Raw genomic sequence first — 17,073 nt, 5'->3', positions numbered from 1 at the left:
TGATAAATGATAAAGCTATGGAGAAAAATAACAGATAAACCTCTGTTAAAAGCTTTTTTGCATTACTATCAAGTCTCAGATAGTGAGTTGACTAGTGTAGCCGTTGCCTACTATTGGTTGATTTCAATCTTCCCTTTACTTATGATAGCCGTCAATATCTTGCCTTATTTTCAAATTCCAATCTCTAATTTTTTACTAACCTTAAAAGAACTTTTACCAGATACAATCTATGACGTAGTAGCAAAGATTGCTCGTGAAGTGCTGACGCAACCGTCTGCTGGACTATTGAGTTTTGCGGTGATATCTGCTCTTTGGACATTTTCAAAATCCATGAATTTCCTTCAAAAAGCCTTTAACAAAGCCTATGGAATTGCAAAAAATAGAGGAATTATCTCACACCAACTGATGAGTCTCCTAGTTAGTTTGGGACTTCAAATTCTCTTTGCTATTGCCCTATTCCTAAGTATGTTTGGTCATATGTTATTGGATTTGTTAAAAAACTACTGGAAATCCGAAAGTTCTCTATTTGCATATTTACAGGATTTTACAGGACCGCTGATTTATGTCTTTCTGTTTGCGATCTTGATCATGCTCTATTATTTCCTTCCAAACGTGAAAGTCGGTCGTATTCGTTACGTCCTTCCTGGAAGTCTATTCGTGTTTGTCACTCTCATATCTCTATTAACGATCTTTTCAGCTTATTTCAACAATTATGTTAACTATCTAGTCGACGTTCGATTTTTCAGTTCCATCATCGTTGTTGTCATGATGTTCTGGTTTATTATCATTGCCAAGATATTGATTATCGGTGCAGTGATCAATGCCAGTGTTCAAAGCCTTAAGGATCCAGACTTTAAAGCAAAGCAATAATTTTTTATCGATTAATACTCAATGAAAATCAAAGAGCAAACTAGGAAGCGAGCCGCAGGTTGCTCAAAACACCGTTTTGAGGTTGTGGATAGAACTGACGAAGGCAGCTCAAAATACTATTTTGAGGTTGCAGATGGAAGCTGACGTGGTTTGAAGAGATTTTCGAAGAGTATAAACAAATCAATCCCCCAGTCATTTAATACTGGGGGATTTTTGAATTTCCTACTTTATTGTCCATTCGTTAGGGCTTGCAATTCTGTTTTTAGATATTGAGCCAAATGCTGGTGGGCGAAAATATTGGCATTCTTTTCTGCGGTAGGATTGTAGTTTGTGTTGGTATTTACATCATAAACATAAATGTCACCACTCTCTGACTGAACCCATTCAATCGCCGCAACTTCAATCTGAGCATTCTTAAGGAAGTTCTCATAAGCTTCTCTTCGAGAATCTGGTAGAGGTTCTGTAATCTGGAATTTCTCAGACGTTTCCAGTTGCTCTGGTCTCTTACCGATTTGGCAACCATCTGCTGGGCACAGTTGGAAACCATCTGAAGAATCGATTGAGACAGTATAGAGGAACTTCTGATTGATAAACTCTGAACGGCGGATGCGTCCATCACTTGGCTTGATGTAGGCTTGTAATAAGGTAATCCCGTCCACTGATGGTTCAAAGAGAGGACTATTGACATAAGCTTCCAGTTCCTCTTCATTTTGGAAGAGTTGAACCCCTAAGCCCTTACCTGCTCTATTGTGCTTGGTAATCAAAGGATAGATGTTCAATTTTCTTGCTGCTTCGATAATATTTTCTTGACCTAAAACTGCAACTGTCGCAGGAGTCTCAATGCCCGACTCATTTAACTTCAGATATTGTTTGACTTTACTGATTTCAAGGTTGATAGCACCTGTTCCATTCACAACCTTGCGCCCATGCGCCTCCAACCAAGTGATCACCTGCTCTGTAAATTCTGGTGCATAGCGATGTCCTCTGGTGTGAGAAGACGCAGACATACGATTGTAAAAGATACCTTGTGGCGGTGGACTTTGCAGATCCAAAATTCCACTAGACAAATCCCACAGTTCATAAGGAACTTCTAACTCTTCCAACCATTTGACCAAATGCTGGGTCCATTCAAGATTCTCATGAATTACATAAACTTTTGCTTCACTCATTACTTATCATCTCCTTAAGAAAAGCTGACTGATAATTGGCTTTCCTTTTCTTCTTCTAAAATATATCCTTCTGTTTTTTCAATAACGCTAACTGTTAAGATTTGACCCAAAACATTAATCATGGTACGGCCGGCATTGACAAAGAAATCAACTGCAAAAATCAAGGCTACTCCTTCAACTGGTAAGCCCAATTGAGGTGCTGCAGCTAGTAGAACCACGATAGCTCCTGATGGTACGGTTGCCGCAGTTTTTCCAATCAAAGTCAAGAGTAAAACAGTAAACAAGAGACTTGATAATGAAAATTGAATGCCGTAGGCATGGGCGATAAAGATTGTCGCTACTGAGAAATAAACTGCTGCTCCCTCTAAGTTAAAAGTATATCCTAAAGGAACAACTAAATCAATCGTATGCTCGTCATGCCCCTGTTTTTTCAAATCTTTAAGAAGGGATGGCAAGACAACACTGGAACTACCCGTAACAAAGGCCAGAGTCAATAGACTCCAATTTTCACGAAAGGCTGACAAATACGGTACTTTAAAGAATAGAGCAATCAAAGGAAAAATAAGGAGAACCAATACAGCATAAGCCGAGTAAGTTCCGATTACAAATTGACCAAGCCCAATCAATTTATCAAGGCCAGTAGTTGCAACATCTTTGGCGATAAAACCAAAAATTCCAATCGGTGATAGTTTGACAATCACTGTAACAATCTTGTAGATGGACTCAATCCAGATTTGGAAACCTTCGATAATCTTCTGAGATTTCTCAGATTTAAGATTCCCAATTCCGTAACCAAGAAAGATAGCAAACACGATAATTGGCAAAAGAGCACCTTCTGAAAGAGACTTGACGATGTTTGATGGAATAAAACCAAGCAAAAATTCGCTGAACTTGACATTGTTCGCAATCCCATCAAGGTTTCCACCAGTTTGACCAATGTTCACACCTTGTCCAAATCCCAAAAAGTAACTAGCAAATACAAACAAAAGAGTAATGGCAGTTGTTACGACGAAACAGTAAACCAGGCTCTTGGCCAAGATTTTTTCGAAAGATTTTTTTCCGATAACTCCAGCTACTGCAACAACGATGGTTGGGAAGATTAGCGGAATGATAACCATATTGATCAATTTAATAAAGGCTTGTCCTAAAAATTGATAAAAGCCTGCAAATTGTGGCCAGATGACTGCAGCAATCACCCCCAAGACCAAAGCCACCAATAATTGGATTCCTAGTGAGAGTTTTGACCATAACGTAACTAATTTCATAAGAAACTCCTTTGTTTTATTTGCTACTCATTCTACTACTATTCTTCTCCTCTGACTAATATATTTTCTATGGTCACCATAAAAAAGATTTACATTGAGAGTTCAAACTATCATCGTACCGAACACATGATTCATTCTGTTCAAGCAGGAATTATAAAATCTGTTTCTTACCAATGATTTTTTGCTAAAACAGTGATAAATCAAGGAATTTACTTTTCTATTCTCAAAATTTTATGATACAATAATGGTATGATTTTAATGAAACTTGCTTCCATCTTGCTTTTGGTACTAACCTTAGCTCTGGCGATTATTTTAAGCAGACTCTTTAAGTTAAAGAAAAAGGACATCAATGCTGCTGATTTAGCTTTTCCTTTTCTAATTTTTGAATATTATTTGATTACGGCTAAGATGTTTACACACAATCAACTTCCAGTACTGGGAACGGCCTTATCAATACTAGCAATTGTGTTGGTCTTTTTCTTCTTAAACAAAAGACGTAGTTTTTATTATCCAAAATTTATTAAATTCTTTTGGCGAGCTGGATTTTTACTAACACTGCTCATCTATATCATCATGATTGTTCAAATTTTCGTGATGAAATAGTCAACTATTACAATATAGCCCACCAGCACCTCGATCTTGGCCACTAAATGTTCCATCTGAGGCACTTTTCTGATAAAATTATAAAAAAGTAAAAATAGGAGATAAATCAAGTGAAAAAAACGCTCTTGGCAAGCGCCATTACGCTTTCAGTATTTGGTCTAACAAGCAACCTTAGCTATGCTGAGGAAAACCAAGCACAGTCTACCCCAGTAGAAACAACACACAGTGAAACCTCTACTGACAAAGTGGAGAAAAACAGTCTCCCGGCCAAGGAAACTGAACCTTCAACTGAGGCAAATGCCAATCAAACAACAAATCCAGCTAAGAAAGAAGAAGACAAGGCTCCTGAAGTCCAAAAAGATGGTTGGGTATTCGAGGAAAATATCTGGCGCTTCTATGAAAACAATGCCCCTGTTCTAAACTGGAAAAAAATCCACGGGAAATGGTACTACTTCAACAAAGATGGAATCATGTTGAGCGATACTATTTTTGACGGATATATCCTGACTAGTAGCGGGGCTATGGTCGATTCTGGTTGGAGTAAACTCCAAGATAAATGGTATTACGCTAACGCTTATGGAAAAATTTCTCAACAAAAATGGGAAAAGATTGGTGGTGTCTGGTACTATTTTGACCAAGACGGTGTCATGCTCAGCAACACAATTTTTGACGGCTATCTATTAACGAATAGCGGCGCCATGGCTGAGAGTGCTTGGGTAAAACAAGATGGACAATGGTACTATGCCCCTGCTTCTGGTAAATTAATCAAAAATAAGTGGGACAAAATTAGTGGTACCTGGTACTACTTTAACAAAGACGCCACTATGGCAAACAACCAATGGATAGGTAGCTACTATCTAAAAGCTAGCGGAGCTATGGCCGAAAAAGAATGGATTTTCGATAAAAACTATAATAGCTGGTTCTACTTAAAATCTGGTGGTGCATATGCAGCGCGTGAATGGATCGGCTCTTACTACCTCAAGTCAGGTGGTTACATGGCTAAGAGCGAATGGATTGACGACAGCTACTACAATGCCCGTTACTATGTGGATGAAAATGGTGTCTATGTCACGGGAACTCGAAAAATCGATGGAACAGCACATCAGTTCCAAAGTAATGGAAAATGGATTGGTGAAGTACCTATAAGTCGTGGATTTGAAAAAGGGAAATACACGAAAACTGTTTTCTTAGATCCAGGACATGGTGGAAAAGATCCTGGTGCTGTTTATTATAACACTCAGGAAAAAGACCTAACCATGCAAATTTATCAAAAACTACGTAAGGAACTCCAGGGTCTTGGTTATACCGTTCTTTCTTCGAGAGATAGTGATGTCTATGTCGACTTTGTCACTGAACGTTCAAAAATGGTTAACAAAACGGACTCAGACATGTTCATCAGTATTCACTTCAATGCAAGCGGGAATCCTGCTTCAGGGAGATCTGGTATTCAAACTTACTCTTACGAAGAAGACAGTGGCTATCGTGCTAAGATCAATCCATACTGGCATAACCACCCTGACCGTATCAGTGAAAGCAATCGCCTGGCTGCCGATATCCACTCTTCACTACTAGCTGAAACTGGTGCTAAGGATGCAGGACTCCTACAAAGTAGTTTTGCTGTCCTTCGAGAAACTGATAAACCAGCTGTTCTATTGGAATTGGGCTATATTGATAATTTCAATGAGAATCAACAAGTCCGCAGTGACGCCTACCAAAACAGATTGGTTGCAGGTATCGTTAAGGGAATTCAAAAATATTACGCAGGTCAATAAAGAAAAAGTCTCGAGAAAATCTCGAGATTTTTTGTATTATTCTTCTTACTTGTTGGCTTCAGGAAAGAGAAAACCAATCCCCACACAGGCCAGAACTCCAGCACCGATAACCAAACCGCTTGAAAGTGGCAAGAGATCAAGAGTGGCATTGGCGATGATAAAAGCAATAATCAAGCACATAATACTGGCCTTATAATCTTTTTTCACCAAATTCTCAAGAGTAAAAAACAGAAATAAACCTACTGGAAATAGTGCCCAGATGTTAACATCCAAACTCGGCCATCCAACAAAGCCAAAATACAAGACTACTACTGCAACAACTAAAAATCCAATACCTAATACTTTTTTCATGATACGACCTCATTTTCTATTTTGTTAAGAAGTTTTATCTCCCTTTAACAATTACAACTATAACAGAAATAAAAATGGTCAACAATAGCTTTTGTCTATGTGGCAGACATGATAGACTATGTGGTCAGAATTTTTCTTCACCCACTATAGTTGACAAATAGCTAATCTTTTTTAATCAGAATATTAGCCTTCTTTTTTCTTATGAGCTACAAGACCAAATCCATACATTACTCCAAGAAGTCCAAGTGCTGCTATCTTCAGTAGCAGTATTTGGCAACTGAGGAGTATTTTCTTTAGCATAGTTTGCTTTCTCTGGAGTTACCGGTGTTGAAATCTTTTTGTAGACTTGCTCTGCATCTCCATCTGGAAGTTTCTTATCCTCTACTAAAAAGATTTACTTTATTTTCTAATAAAACAACGTTCTTGCACAACTTCCTATTACTCATAAATTTATACAGTCTACTAATAATAGCTTGCTATACTCACTTTATTATTCTAAAATTACAGTCACAAAGAGTTCATTATTGCAATAAATATCTAATTCATTTTCAGAATTATCACTAAACACTCCACCACCTTTTTTATAAAAATAAACTTCTAAATTACCTTCATACTCGACTTCAAAATTAGAATCTGCTTCTATAGTCAATTGAGAAAACATGGGCTCATATCAAAAAGCACCTCAAAAAGGTATTACCAACTTGCAATACTTTTTTGAGGCTCTCTTGTCTTGTTCTTATTTCAATTGACTATAATATTTTTGCCCCCCTTTTGCTTACTACTAAAGTTTGATATACTCCCCTTATAGTGGACAGTGAAAAAAACAAAATTTCACTAGAAACTACAGGGGGAGTTTTCGTATGTCAAAAAGAGGTCCGAAATCAGTGGAGGAGAAGTTAGAAGTTGTTCATCTTTACCTTGAACAAGGGAAGTCAATATCTATTTTGACCAAAGCATTTGGAGTAAATGGTGACACAATCAGAAATTGGATTCGTAAGTATCAAACAGAAGGTGTCGAAGGGCTCAAGGAGCGTCATAGCTGGAAGAAATATAGTTCAGAGTTAAAAGAAAAGACTGTAACAGATTATCTTGCAGGTAGAGGTGGTTTATCTTGAATCAAATTTTCATTCATTTTGCTTTATCCCTTAAAGGTTACGATGGTTGCTCCAGATCCGCCTGCATTTTGTGGTGCATAGCCAAAGCTCTTGACCTGTTTATTTCTTTGTAGGTACTTAGTCACCCCTTCACGGATGACTCCTGTACCGATACCATGGATGATGTCAACTTGGGCCATATTGTTGAGCAGGGCTTGGTCGATAAAGGCATCCAAGGCTTCCATAGCCTCCTCGTAGCGTTTGCCACGAAGGTCTAGTCGAGCTTGTGGACCTTTTCCTGCTGCACGTTTAACGACGTTAACTTGTTTCTTCTTGACTGGCGCTTCTTTCTGGGCTTGAACCAAGTCAAACTCTTTTTCTTCAAGCGTCATCTTAATCAAGCCAACCTGTGCTTCCCAACGTCCATCCTTGAGTTGATTGGTCAAGGTACCACGTTGACCATAGCTTAAAACGATAATATCATCTCCAACTTTTGGAGCTCGTTTTTTCTTGGCCTTCTGAAGAACCTTGTTTTTAGAAAGGTCAACTTTTTCAGGGGCTAATTTTTTGAGCTTAGCTTTGGCTTCGATAATTTCATGTGGCTTCAGTTGGGATTTACTGTGAAGATTTTTAAGTATATCATCACTCTCAGATAGTGCTAAGTCAACAATCTCAGCAGCTTGTTCTCGCGCCTTATTGAGTTCAGTTTCCTTTTCACGGTTGAGCTCGTTATAAAGTTTTTTAAGGGCACGGTTCATCTTGAGGTTTTCTTGCTCGACTTGGCGAATATTTTCAAGACGTTTTCGACTTTCAAGTGTCTGCTCTTCCAATTGCTCAATGATACGATTAACATCGTTGTCTTGGTCAATTTGCTTACTAGCGTCACCTACGATGACATCTGACAAGCCTAGACGTTTAGCAATCTCAAAGGCATTACTTCGACCAGGAACTCCCTGCATGAAACGATAAGTTGGGCGCAAGCTAGCTGTATCAAACTCCATGCTTGCATTTTGAACATAGGCAGTTTCAATACCATAGGCTTTAAGTTCAGGATAGTGAGTGGTTGCCATAGTCTTGACCTGACGCAAACGCAAGTCTTCTAAGATAGACATGGCAAGGGCTGCACCTTCTTGGGGATCTGTACCAGCACCAAGCTCATCTAATAGCAAGAGCGAGTTTTGGTTGACCTTACCCAGAATATCAACGATGTTGGTCATGTGACTAGAGAAGGTTGAGAGACTTTGCTCGATGGATTGTTCATCTCCGATATCTGCGAATATCTCCTCGAAAATCCCTACACGACTACCTTTATCAGCTAAAATTGGCAGACCAGACTGGGCCATCAACTGGGTCAAACCTAAGGTCTTGAGCATAATGGTCTTACCACCCGTATTAGGACCAGTGATGACGATAGCTGTTAAATCTTTCCCAAAGTGCACATCATTTGCGACTGCATTTTTTACAAGAGGATGACGAACGTGAAGCAGTTGAATCTCCTGTCCCTCAGACACTTGAGGTACTACTGCCTCCGTCTCTTGAATAAAGCGAACCTTAGCACGAATCAGGTCCAAATGTCCAATAATCCATGCATCATTGGCGATTTCAGCTGCATGAGGTCTTACTCTTTCAGAGAGTTCTTGGAGGATACGCATCATCTCATAGCGTTCGTCTGCACGAAGACTTGCGATTTCCTCACTTAGCTTGACCACTTCACGTGGTTCGATATAAACAGTGTTCCCACTGGCAGAAATATCATGTACTACACCAGCAATCTTGTTACGATAGGTATTCTTAACTGGAAGAACTTGGCGACCATTTCTACTTGCGATGATACCTTCTGTCAGCATCTGAGCTTTTTGTTTGAGAAGATCTTGCAGGACATCACGGACTTGACTTTCACTATCATGGATTTTTCGACGGATTCGTGCCAAATCCTCACTAGCAAAGTTCTCAATAAATCCAGCTTCGTTGATTGCTTGTAGATTTCCCTGTAAATGTGGAAAATCATGAAGTTTCTCAAACCAACTTGCCAGGTGGTCTAAACGTACATTTTCAAGATTGTCATAAAAATTCTGCAATTCACGACTGGCAAAGATGACACGTTTGAGAAGGAGAAATTCCTCGATGTTGAGATCAGCACCCATTTCCAAACGTTTGGAGGTCGCTGCAATATCTTTTGTTGCAGAAATGCTGAAATGAGGATGCTCGACAAAGAGTTCTTGCATTTCCTTCATCTCTACAAAAGCTTGTCTAATCTTGTCTCCTTTATCAGTCGGAGCAAGTTCTTTCAACTGCTCTAATCCTTGTTCCGTCAAAAGATGGGGCTCAAATAAAGCCTTGACCTTATTAAATTCTAATGTTTCTAGTATTTTTTTATTCATTTTCTTTTCCTTAGTTATAAGCCTAGGAACCCTGTATTCAAGTTCTAAAGCTTTCTTAAAAGTCTCCTTAACTTTTGGAATTGTAAACAAAAGGCTAGGAATAGTTCCCGCCCTTTTTATCCGATTATTTTGGTTACCCAGAGTTGTTTAATCATATGAGTAGTGATGGGAACACTCTGGATAATATGTTTAGCTACAAAGCTGTTTTCAAGTGAATTTTGAACAATTTGTAAAGGAACAGTCGCAAGAATAGTCAGTATCATCTGGAGGACAAATAAGGTCACTCCAACTGATAAGACTCCCGCACCGATGCGAAAATATTTGCCACCAAACTTTTTGGTTGGTACTAGGTTAAAAAAGAGTCCAATCAAACGACCGATGCAATAAAAGGCGGCAAATGCTAATAGATATCCAATACCTGCATAAAAGACTTTGTCCAGCTGGAAAAGTTGATTTGATGGGAAAAAGAAGGTTCCCTGTCCTTCCTGTGGACTTGCATATGGGATCAACAAATCAAATTGTTTCCCTAAAGATTGATAAAAATTTCCTGCAAGAAGAGCTGAAATCACAGTTGCTACAAAATAGTAAATCTGTAGAACCAAACCTCTACGATAACCGATATAAAAGCTCCATGCAAGAACCAATAAGAGAAGGACGGAAATCATAGGGAATCCTCAATATTGCTATGCTCTTGTTTAGTTGCTACAACTTGATGACGAAGGGCATCTAATTCTTGTTCCTTATCATCAAATTCAATCTCACGGCTGAGTTGGGTTGACAAGCTATTGACTGCTAATAAAATAGCGATTGTCTCATCATCCGCTCCAGGCATCTGCTCTTTAATTGCTTCATATTTTTCTGTTGCGACCTTGGCAATTTCCTCCATAAAGAGGTTGTCATGCTCAGTTGTTAGGGTCAATGTTTTTTTTCCGAATGTAAACTTGTATCGATTTAAATTTGCCATAAAAATTCACCTCACGATATTATACCAAATTTCACTAAATTTGTCAGTTTTTACCAATTCTACGGCTTTTATGGTACAATAAGAATTATGGCAAGTATTACATTAACTCCGAGCGAAAAGGAAATCCAAACCTTTGTTCAGAAATATGAACAAGCACTGACTCCTAGTAAAAATCCTTATATTCGCTACTTTTTCAAGCTTCCGCAGGCAAGTGTTTCCATCTACACATCAGGAAAAGTGCTCTTGCAAGGAGAAGCTGCTGAACGTTACGCCAGCTTTTTTGGTTATCAGGTCAGGCCAGTAGCTAGTGGACAAAACTTTCCGATGATTGGAACTGACGAAGTAGGAAATGGTTCCTACTTTGGTGGTCTGGCTGTAGTAGCATCCTTTGTGACTCCTGACCAGCATGACTTCTTACAAAAACTTGGTGTCGGAGATTCTAAGACCCTGACCGACCAGAAAATTCGTCAGATTGCGCCTATTCTCAAAGAAAAAATTCAGCATCAAGCACTCCTCCTGTCACCGACCAAGTATAATGAGGTGATTGGTGAACGTTACAATGCTGTGTCTGTCAAGGTAGCTCTTCACAATCAAGCCATTTTTCTCCTTCTCCAAAAGGGAGTCCAGCCAGAAAAGATTGTGATTGATGCTTTTACGAGTGCTCAAAACTATGAAAAGTACTTAAAAAATGAAGCCAATCATTTTTCCAATCCAGTTAGTCTGGAGGAAAAAGCAGAAAGCAAATACTTAGCAGTCGCAGTAAGCTCTATCATTGCGCGCGATCTCTTTCTAGAGAATCTCGAAAATCTGGGTAGAGAACTTGGTTATCAACTTCCAAGCGGGGCTGGAACAGCTTCTGATAAGGTAGCTAGCCAAATCCTTCGTGCTTATGGTAGGCAGGGACTCAACTTCTGCGCCAAACTACACTTTAAAAATACTGAAAAAGCAAAAAAACTGCTAGAAAGGTAAATTATGAAATATTTTAAATCGTTTTTAAAAGAGTGGAGTTTTATCCTCATTATCACTCTTATCGCCCTTAGTCGTCTCTTTCTCTGGAGGAATGTCAGTGTAGAAGGACATTCAATGGATCCTACCTTAGCAGATGGAGAAGTCCTCTTTGTGGTTAAACATCTCCCAATCAATCGTTTTGATATTGTGGTTGCTCATGAAGACGATGGGAACAAGGATATCGTTAAACGGGTCATTGGTATGCCAGGAGATACCATTCGTTATGACAACGATAAACTCTATATTAACGGTCAAGAAACTGATGAACCCTATTTAGCAGAATACCTCAAGCGTTTCAAGGAAGATAAACTCCAAAGCACTTATACTGGAACTGGTTGGGATGGTAAAAAGGGAGAATACTTTAGAACTTTAGCTCAAAAGGCTCAGGCCTTTACCCTAGATGTTAATTACAACACTAGCTTTACCTTCACTGTACCAGAGGGTGAATACCTCCTACTGGGTGATGACCGTCTGGTATCTAGCGACAGTCGACATGTTGGTACCTTTAAGGCAAAAGATATCACCGGTGAAGCCAAATTCCGCTTCTGGCCACTCAAGCGTATCGGAACATTTTAAAAACTAGGAAGAGGCCGAGAATTTTCCATCTCAGCCTCTTCTCATTCTATTTTGACTAAATCTGGGATAAATTTTCTCAGACACTATTGTAAGGAATTTTATGGAAGTTTATTTTTCAGGCACCATTGAGCGCATTATCTTTGAAAATGTCAGCAATTTTTTCCGTATTTTGCTCCTAGATATTGATGATACCAATGCTGAAGACTTTGATGATTATGAAATCATCGTCACAGGTACCATGGCTGATATCATTGAAGGAGAGGAATACACCTTTTGGGGACAAATCGTCCAACACTCCAAATATGGTGAACAGCTACAAATGACTCGCTATGAGAGAGCCAAGCCGACTAGTAAGGGCTTGGTCAAGTATTTCTCCAGCAGTCATTTCAAGGGAATTGGACTCAAAACAGCCCAGAAAATTGTGGATATTTACGGTGAAAACACTATTGACAAAATCTTAGAAAATCCAGACAAACTCCGGTCTATCGCTGGCCTCTCTGCTAAAAATCGTGAAGCCTTTGTCTCAACCCTTCGTCTTAATTACGGAACAGAGATGGTCTTAGCCAAACTAGCTAATTACGGCATCCCAAATAAGCTAGCCTTTCAGATCCAAGACTTTTACAAGGAAGAAACCCTAGATATTGTCGAGAACTATCCCTATCAACTGGTCGAGGATATCAAGGGTTTGGGATTTACCATCGCTGACCAATTGGCCCAAGAACTGGGAATTGAAAGCCAAGCTCCTGAGCGCTTCCGTGCGGGTCTTGTCCATAGTCTCTTTCAAGGTTGCATGGAGACAGGAGATACCTATATAGAAGCTAGGGACTTGTTGGAGCAAACCCTCAACCTTCTGGAATCCTCCCGACCAGTCGAACTAGATCCGAGTCAAGTTGCCCAAGAGCTTGCTTATCTGATTGAAGAAGATAAGGTCCAGCAAATTGATACCAAAATCTTTGATAATAGCCTCTTTTTTGCAGAAGAAGGGATTCGCAGTCATCTCATCAGAATCCTCGAAAAAGGTCAAAGTAAAAAACAGGATCTAGAGACTATTCAAGACCATATCACAACTGTTGAGGAAGAACTGGGAATTGAGTATGATAGTATTCAAAAACAGGCCATCTGCGATGCTATCCAAAACAAGGTCTTTATACTTACAGGTGGACCTGGTACTGGTAAGACCACTGTTATCAATGGCATTATCGCTGTCTATGCTCTTTTGGAAGGATTGGACCTCAAGAAAAAGAGCAATCTACCCATTCTCCTAGCTGCTCCAACTGGTCGCGCAGCCCGTCGCATGAATGAATTGACAGGTCTACCAAGCGCTACCATTCACCGCCACCTGGGCATGACTGGAGATGACGACACTAGCCATCTGGAAGATTATCTGGATGCTGACTTTATCATTGTGGATGAATTCTCCATGGTAGATACTTGGCTAGCCAACCAGCTCTTCTCCAACATCTCTTCAAACAGTAAAATTCTCATCGTGGGTGATAGCGACCAGCTGCCTTCTGTCAGTCCTGGTCAAGTCCTAGCAGATTTACTCCAGATACCAAGTATCCCTCAAACACGTTTGGAAAGAATCTACCGTCAGAGCGAAGAATCAACCATCGTCACTCTTGCAAGTCAGATTCGCCAGGGAATATTACCTGCAGATTTTACCCAGAAAAAAGCAGACCGCTCCTACTTTGAAATCGCTAGTAACCATATCCCTGCTAGCATTGAAAAAATCCTAGGTGCTGCTATCAGAAGTGGCATTCCTGCTCGCGACATTCAGGTTCTTGCCCCTATGTACCGTGGAACTGCAGGTATTGATGCCATCAACCAGCTCATGCAAGACCTCCTTAATCCTCCACAAAAAGACCTGCTTAGCTTTGAAGCTCCTCAGTGTCACTATCGAACAGGAGATAAGGTTATCCACCTAGTTAACGATGCAGAGGTCAATGTCTTTAACGGAGACTTAGGCTATATCACAGACTTGATTCCAGGAAAATACACCGAGTCCAAGCAAGATGAAATTGTCATCGACTTTGATGGGAACGAGGTTTCCTATCCTCGAAATGAATGGTACAAGATTCGCTTAGCCTATGCCATGAGTATCCATAAGTCTCAGGGTAGCGAGTTTCCCGTCGTTATTCTACCTATCACCAGTGCAAGCAAGCGCATGTTAGAGCGTAATCTCATCTACACTGCTATCACTCGGGCCAAAAGTAAACTGATTTTATTAGGTGAATTACAGGCCTTTGACTATGCAACTCAACATATCGGAACAGCTCGTAAGACCTATTTGATTGAGCGTTTCAGCGACTTAATAGAATCAACTGATGGAACTGGTAAATCAGCTGCTGAAACCACACTAGCTACTAACACTGAACAATCCTACATTCTAACCGAGGACAACTGGTCTAGTATCCCAGCCATGATTGGAATTACTGAAGAAGACCTGCAAGAATTTTTCGGAAAATAAAGCATAAGAAAACCCACCGAATCCGGTGGGCTTTTATCTTGTAAAGGTTATTTTACTGTTGCAGTGCTTGTGATCAATTCAACAGCTTTCTTCACTGCAATATCGTGTTTCAACATTTCAGCTGAAAGCAAGCTTTGTACTTGTGCAACTTCCATGTTGTAATCTGCAGCCAATTGCTCGATTTCTTTTTGGATTTCTTCGTCAGTAGCGTCAAATCCTTCAGCTTTCGCAACTGCTTCGATAACAAGGTTAGTCTTCGTACGTGACTCAGCTTCTGCTTCGTATTGTTTGTGAAGGTCTTCTTGAGTAGTTCCAGTGATTTGGAAGTACATGTCAGGGTTAATACCTTGACGTTGCAAGTTTCCAAGGAATTCGTTTACTGAACGGTGAACTTCTTCGTGGATCATTTCTTCTGGAAGTTCTACGATTTCAGCGTTTTCTACAGCTTTATCAATTGCTGCACCTTCAACGGCATCTTTGTAAGCTTCTTCTTTAGCAGCAGCCAATTCCTTGCGGTATTTTTCTTTCAATTCAGCAAGTGTTTCAACTTCTTCATCGATGTCTTTTGCAAGTTCATCGTCAAGAGCTGGAACTTCTTTCGCTTTTACTTCGTGGATAGTTGTTACGAATTTAGCTTCTTTACCAGCAAGGTCTTCAGCTTGGTAGTCTTCTGGGAATGTTACGATAACATCAACAGTTTCACCAGCTGAGTGACCTACCAATTGGTCTTCAAATCCAGGGATGAATTGACCTGAACCAAGTCCAAGTGAGAAGTTTTCACCTTTTCCACCGTCAAATTCAACACCGTCGATAGAACCAACAAAGTCGATAACAACAGTATCACCGTTTTCAGCAGCACCTTCTTTGATCACCAATTCAGCCAAGTTGTTGCGTTCACGTTCGATACGCTCTTCAACGTCAGCGTCAGTTACTTCTTTTTCTACATCAACTGATACTTCAAGGTTTTTGTAGTCGCCCAATTTAACTTCAGGTTTTGTAACAACTTCAGCAGTGATAACCCAATCTTGACCTTTTTCCATTGAAGTTACGTCAATTTTTGGTTGTGCAACGACTTCAAGACCAGCTTCTTTTACAGCTGCTTCATAAGCGTTTGGCAAAAGAGCGTTCATAACGTCTTGGTAAAGTGACTCTTCACCAAATTTTTGGTCGAAGATAGGACGTGGAAGATGCCCTTTACGGAAACCAGGAACGTTAAGAGATTTCTTTACTGAGTTAAATACACGGTCCAATTCTGGTTTGATTTGGTCTTGAGAGATAGTGAAAGTCAAGACACCACGGTTTGTTTCTTTGTTTTCAAATGATACAGACATTCTGTCATTTCTCCTTAAAATTTTTTTAAATACAGTCTATTATAACATTTTCCATTGATAAAAGCTAGACTAATGCAGATAAATCTGGCTAAAACACATTTTGGGTAATTTGGCTAATTTCTCTAGAAGTTAGTTTGCAAATTTAGACATAAAAATTTAAGTTTGATTCATTTTGAGTATTACACCTACTATAGTAGATTGAAATAAGATATGAACAAAGAGATTAGGAAAGTCAAATTAATTTCTAGAAATGTTTTAGAATCTGTAGCGTACTATTCTAGGTTCAATCCATTATATAAAAAGAAGACAAACATTCTTAAAATGTTTGCCCTCTTAATGCTATAGACTCTATCATCTAGTCCAAAGTAATTTCAATAGGATTAAATATTTATTCTAATCTTCTTTTTTCTTACGGGCTAAACCTAATAGCGTTGTTGCCATTCCAATGATTCCAAGTCCAGTCATAACCGTATTTGAATCCGTACCAGTATTTGGTAATTCCTGCACTACTTTTTCAGGATCCAAAGGTTTCGGATCTGGTTTTGCAGGAGTTTGTGGTTCTGGATTAGGGACTACTGGAGTGTCAGGTTTAACTGGAACGTAGATGATTGGTGTGTCGTCACCTGGGTTTTCAGGAGTGATTGGTTTTCCTGGTTCTACTGGTTTACCTGGTTTGCTTGGATCTTTTGGATCTGGCAAGTATGGTTTGTAGCCTGGTACGTCTGGAACGACTGGTTTACCTGGTTTACCTGGATCTGTTGGATCATTTGGATACTTCACTTCTGGTGTTGATGGGAAGTTTGGATCATTTGGTCTCTCTGGTTTTGGAACCAATTTTCCAAGTGGTTTGTAGGTTACTGTATCTGTTGCTTCAGGATTTTCTGGAGTAACTGTCTTACCACCAGCTTCTGTCTTATCAGCGTAGTAACCTGGAATTACTGGAACAGATACCTTACCGTAAGTATGGCTCTTCTCAGTCCATGTTGTAGTTCCAGAAGCTTTGTTTTCTTTACCAGTAAACGTAAAATCATCTTGAACGTTGTCCGCTGGAGTCTTATCACCTGCTCCTTCAAACTTAACTGTTTGTTTAGTTGGTTTCTTCACATCATTTACGATTGGTACGTAGATGATTGGTGTGTCGTCACCTGGGTTTGTTGGAAGGTTTGGAAGCTCCTTACCTGGTTCTACTGGTTGACCTGGTTTGCTTGGATCTTTTGGATCT

Annotated in this window: 15 protein-coding genes and 3 pseudogenes; 8 read left to right on the top strand and 10 right to left on the bottom strand. The window is 39.7% G+C overall.

What is annotated here, in order from left to right:
• Positions 1–6 precede the first annotated feature (6 nt).
• Entirely contained in the window at positions 7–870 is an 864-nt protein-coding gene (locus tag QM917_RS06825; RefSeq protein WP_248035912.1) for a YihY/virulence factor BrkB family protein, read from the top strand.
• A gap of 227 nt (positions 871–1,097) precedes the next feature.
• On the opposite strand, the gene QM917_RS06820 is transcribed toward QM917_RS06825, so the two are convergent.
• Positions 1,098–2,039 (bottom strand): ATP-grasp domain-containing protein, encoded by a 942-nt coding sequence (locus tag QM917_RS06820; protein WP_248035911.1) that lies wholly within the window; start codon positions 2,037–2,039, stop codon positions 1,098–1,100.
• A 14-nt stretch (positions 2,040–2,053) separates the two neighbouring features.
• A complete protein-coding gene (locus QM917_RS06815; protein WP_414285319.1) occupies positions 2,054–3,304 on the bottom strand; it encodes a dicarboxylate/amino acid:cation symporter in 1,251 nt (416 codons plus the stop codon).
• 249 nt (positions 3,305–3,553) lie between these two features.
• Here QM917_RS06815 and QM917_RS06810 point away from each other — a divergent pair, with 249 nt between their 5' ends.
• Both QM917_RS06810 and QM917_RS06805 read left to right on the top strand, forming a co-directional pair.
• On the top strand, positions 3,554–3,907 hold the full coding sequence (locus tag QM917_RS06810) for a DUF3397 domain-containing protein (protein ID WP_414285318.1): 354 nt from the start codon (positions 3,554–3,556) through the stop codon (positions 3,905–3,907).
• 110 nt (positions 3,908–4,017) lie between these two features.
• Positions 4,018–5,679 carry an N-acetylmuramoyl-L-alanine amidase gene (locus QM917_RS06805; protein ID WP_414285317.1) on the top strand — a complete coding sequence of 554 codons (1,662 nt, stop codon included), beginning with the start codon at positions 4,018–4,020 and terminating at the stop codon, positions 5,677–5,679.
• Positions 5,680–5,724: 45 nt separating this feature from the next.
• Here the strand turns inward: QM917_RS06805 and QM917_RS06800 are convergent, their stop codons facing one another.
• The 3 genes and pseudogenes from QM917_RS06800 to QM917_RS06790 form a co-directional block, all read right to left on the bottom strand.
• Positions 5,725–6,030 carry a hypothetical protein gene (locus QM917_RS06800; protein WP_371608352.1) on the bottom strand — a complete coding sequence of 102 codons (306 nt, stop codon included), beginning with the start codon at positions 6,028–6,030 and terminating at the stop codon, positions 5,725–5,727.
• A 183-nt stretch (positions 6,031–6,213) separates the two neighbouring features.
• A pseudogene (locus QM917_RS06795) lies at positions 6,214–6,310 on the bottom strand (cell wall anchor protein); the annotation flags it as partial.
• A gap of 210 nt (positions 6,311–6,520) precedes the next feature.
• The gene (locus QM917_RS06790) at positions 6,521–6,691 is read right to left on the bottom strand and encodes a hypothetical protein (protein WP_193388990.1); all 171 of its coding nucleotides are present in this window, start codon (positions 6,689–6,691) and stop codon (positions 6,521–6,523) included.
• On the opposite strand from QM917_RS06790, the pseudogene QM917_RS06785 reads away from it, so the two are divergent.
• Positions 6,679–6,779 (top strand): annotated as a pseudogene (locus QM917_RS06785) (IS630 family transposase); the annotation flags it as partial. The gene QM917_RS06790 and the pseudogene QM917_RS06785 sit on opposite strands and share 13 nt — an antisense overlap.
• 111 nt (positions 6,780–6,890) lie before the next feature.
• Positions 6,891–7,139, top strand: a pseudogene (locus tag QM917_RS06780) (transposase); the annotation flags it as partial.
• Positions 7,140–7,168: 29 nt separating this feature from the next.
• On the opposite strand, the gene QM917_RS06775 reads toward QM917_RS06780, so the two are convergent.
• The 3 genes from QM917_RS06775 to zapA form a co-directional block, all read right to left on the bottom strand.
• The gene (locus tag QM917_RS06775; protein WP_281335065.1) at positions 7,169–9,505 is read right to left on the bottom strand and encodes an endonuclease MutS2; all 2,337 of its coding nucleotides are present in this window, start codon (positions 9,503–9,505) and stop codon (positions 7,169–7,171) included.
• A gap of 116 nt (positions 9,506–9,621) precedes the next feature.
• A complete protein-coding gene (locus tag QM917_RS06770; protein ID WP_414285316.1) occupies positions 9,622–10,170 on the bottom strand; it encodes a CvpA family protein in 549 nt (182 codons plus the stop codon).
• Positions 10,167–10,469, bottom strand: coding sequence for a cell division protein ZapA (gene zapA, locus QM917_RS06765; protein ID WP_281335063.1), 303 nt, complete (start codon positions 10,467–10,469; stop codon positions 10,167–10,169). The genes QM917_RS06770 and zapA overlap by 4 nt, the downstream gene beginning before the upstream one ends.
• 87 nt (positions 10,470–10,556) lie before the next feature.
• Between zapA and rnhC the strand changes: the two genes are divergently transcribed.
• The 3 genes from rnhC (at position 10,557) to QM917_RS06750 (ending at position 14,520) form a co-directional block, all read left to right on the top strand.
• Positions 10,557–11,438: a ribonuclease HIII gene (rnhC, locus tag QM917_RS06760; RefSeq protein WP_414285315.1), complete on the top strand. Its 882-nt coding sequence runs from the start codon at positions 10,557–10,559 to the stop codon at positions 11,436–11,438.
• 3 nt (positions 11,439–11,441) lie between these two features.
• Positions 11,442–12,053 (top strand): signal peptidase I, encoded by a 612-nt coding sequence (gene lepB, locus QM917_RS06755; protein ID WP_414285314.1) that lies wholly within the window; start codon positions 11,442–11,444, stop codon positions 12,051–12,053.
• 100 nt (positions 12,054–12,153) lie between these two features.
• Entirely contained in the window at positions 12,154–14,520 is a 2,367-nt protein-coding gene (locus QM917_RS06750; RefSeq protein WP_414285313.1) for an ATP-dependent RecD-like DNA helicase, read from the top strand.
• Between the two features lie 47 nt (positions 14,521–14,567).
• On the opposite strand, the gene tig is transcribed toward QM917_RS06750, so the two are convergent.
• Complete coding sequence (gene tig, locus QM917_RS06745; RefSeq protein ID WP_061862742.1) at positions 14,568–15,851, bottom strand: trigger factor; 1,284 nt, start codon at positions 15,849–15,851, stop codon at positions 14,568–14,570.
• Between the two features lie 393 nt (positions 15,852–16,244).
• Positions 16,245–17,073, bottom strand: an 829-nt coding sequence (locus QM917_RS06740) for a mucin-binding protein (RefSeq protein WP_414285312.1), incomplete at its 5' end; no start/stop codon positions are given.

Source organism: Streptococcus infantis (assembly GCF_047460685.1).
GTDB lineage: Bacteria > Bacillota > Bacilli > Lactobacillales > Streptococcaceae > Streptococcus > Streptococcus infantis_AD.
This window is presented reverse-complemented; position numbering and strand designations above follow the sequence as displayed.

Coding starts and splice junctions, on each gene's coding strand:
- QM917_RS06825 (WP_248035912.1), top strand. CDS start 7: ATGATAAAGCTATGGAGAAAAATAACAGATAAACCTCTGTTAAAAGCT.
- QM917_RS06810 (WP_414285318.1), top strand. CDS start 3,554: ATGATTTTAATGAAACTTGCTTCCATCTTGCTTTTGGTACTAACCTTA.
- QM917_RS06790 (WP_193388990.1), bottom strand. CDS start 6,691: ATGTTTTCTCAATTGACTATAGAAGCAGATTCTAATTTTGAAGTCGAG.
- lepB (WP_414285314.1), top strand. CDS start 11,442: ATGAAATATTTTAAATCGTTTTTAAAAGAGTGGAGTTTTATCCTCATT.
- QM917_RS06775 (WP_281335065.1), bottom strand. CDS start 9,505: ATGAATAAAAAAATACTAGAAACATTAGAATTTAATAAGGTCAAGGCT.
- QM917_RS06820 (WP_248035911.1), bottom strand. CDS start 2,039: ATGAGTGAAGCAAAAGTTTATGTAATTCATGAGAATCTTGAATGGACC.
- QM917_RS06815 (WP_414285319.1), bottom strand. CDS start 3,304: ATGAAATTAGTTACGTTATGGTCAAAACTCTCACTAGGAATCCAATTA.
- QM917_RS06750 (WP_414285313.1), top strand. CDS start 12,154: ATGGAAGTTTATTTTTCAGGCACCATTGAGCGCATTATCTTTGAAAAT.
- QM917_RS06770 (WP_414285316.1), bottom strand. CDS start 10,170: ATGATTTCCGTCCTTCTCTTATTGGTTCTTGCATGGAGCTTTTATATC.
- zapA (WP_281335063.1), bottom strand. CDS start 10,469: ATGGCAAATTTAAATCGATACAAGTTTACATTCGGAAAAAAAACATTG.
- rnhC (WP_414285315.1), top strand. CDS start 10,557: ATGGCAAGTATTACATTAACTCCGAGCGAAAAGGAAATCCAAACCTTT.
- tig (WP_061862742.1), bottom strand. CDS start 15,851: ATGTCTGTATCATTTGAAAACAAAGAAACAAACCGTGGTGTCTTGACT.
- QM917_RS06800 (WP_371608352.1), bottom strand. CDS start 6,030: ATGAAAAAAGTATTAGGTATTGGATTTTTAGTTGTTGCAGTAGTAGTC.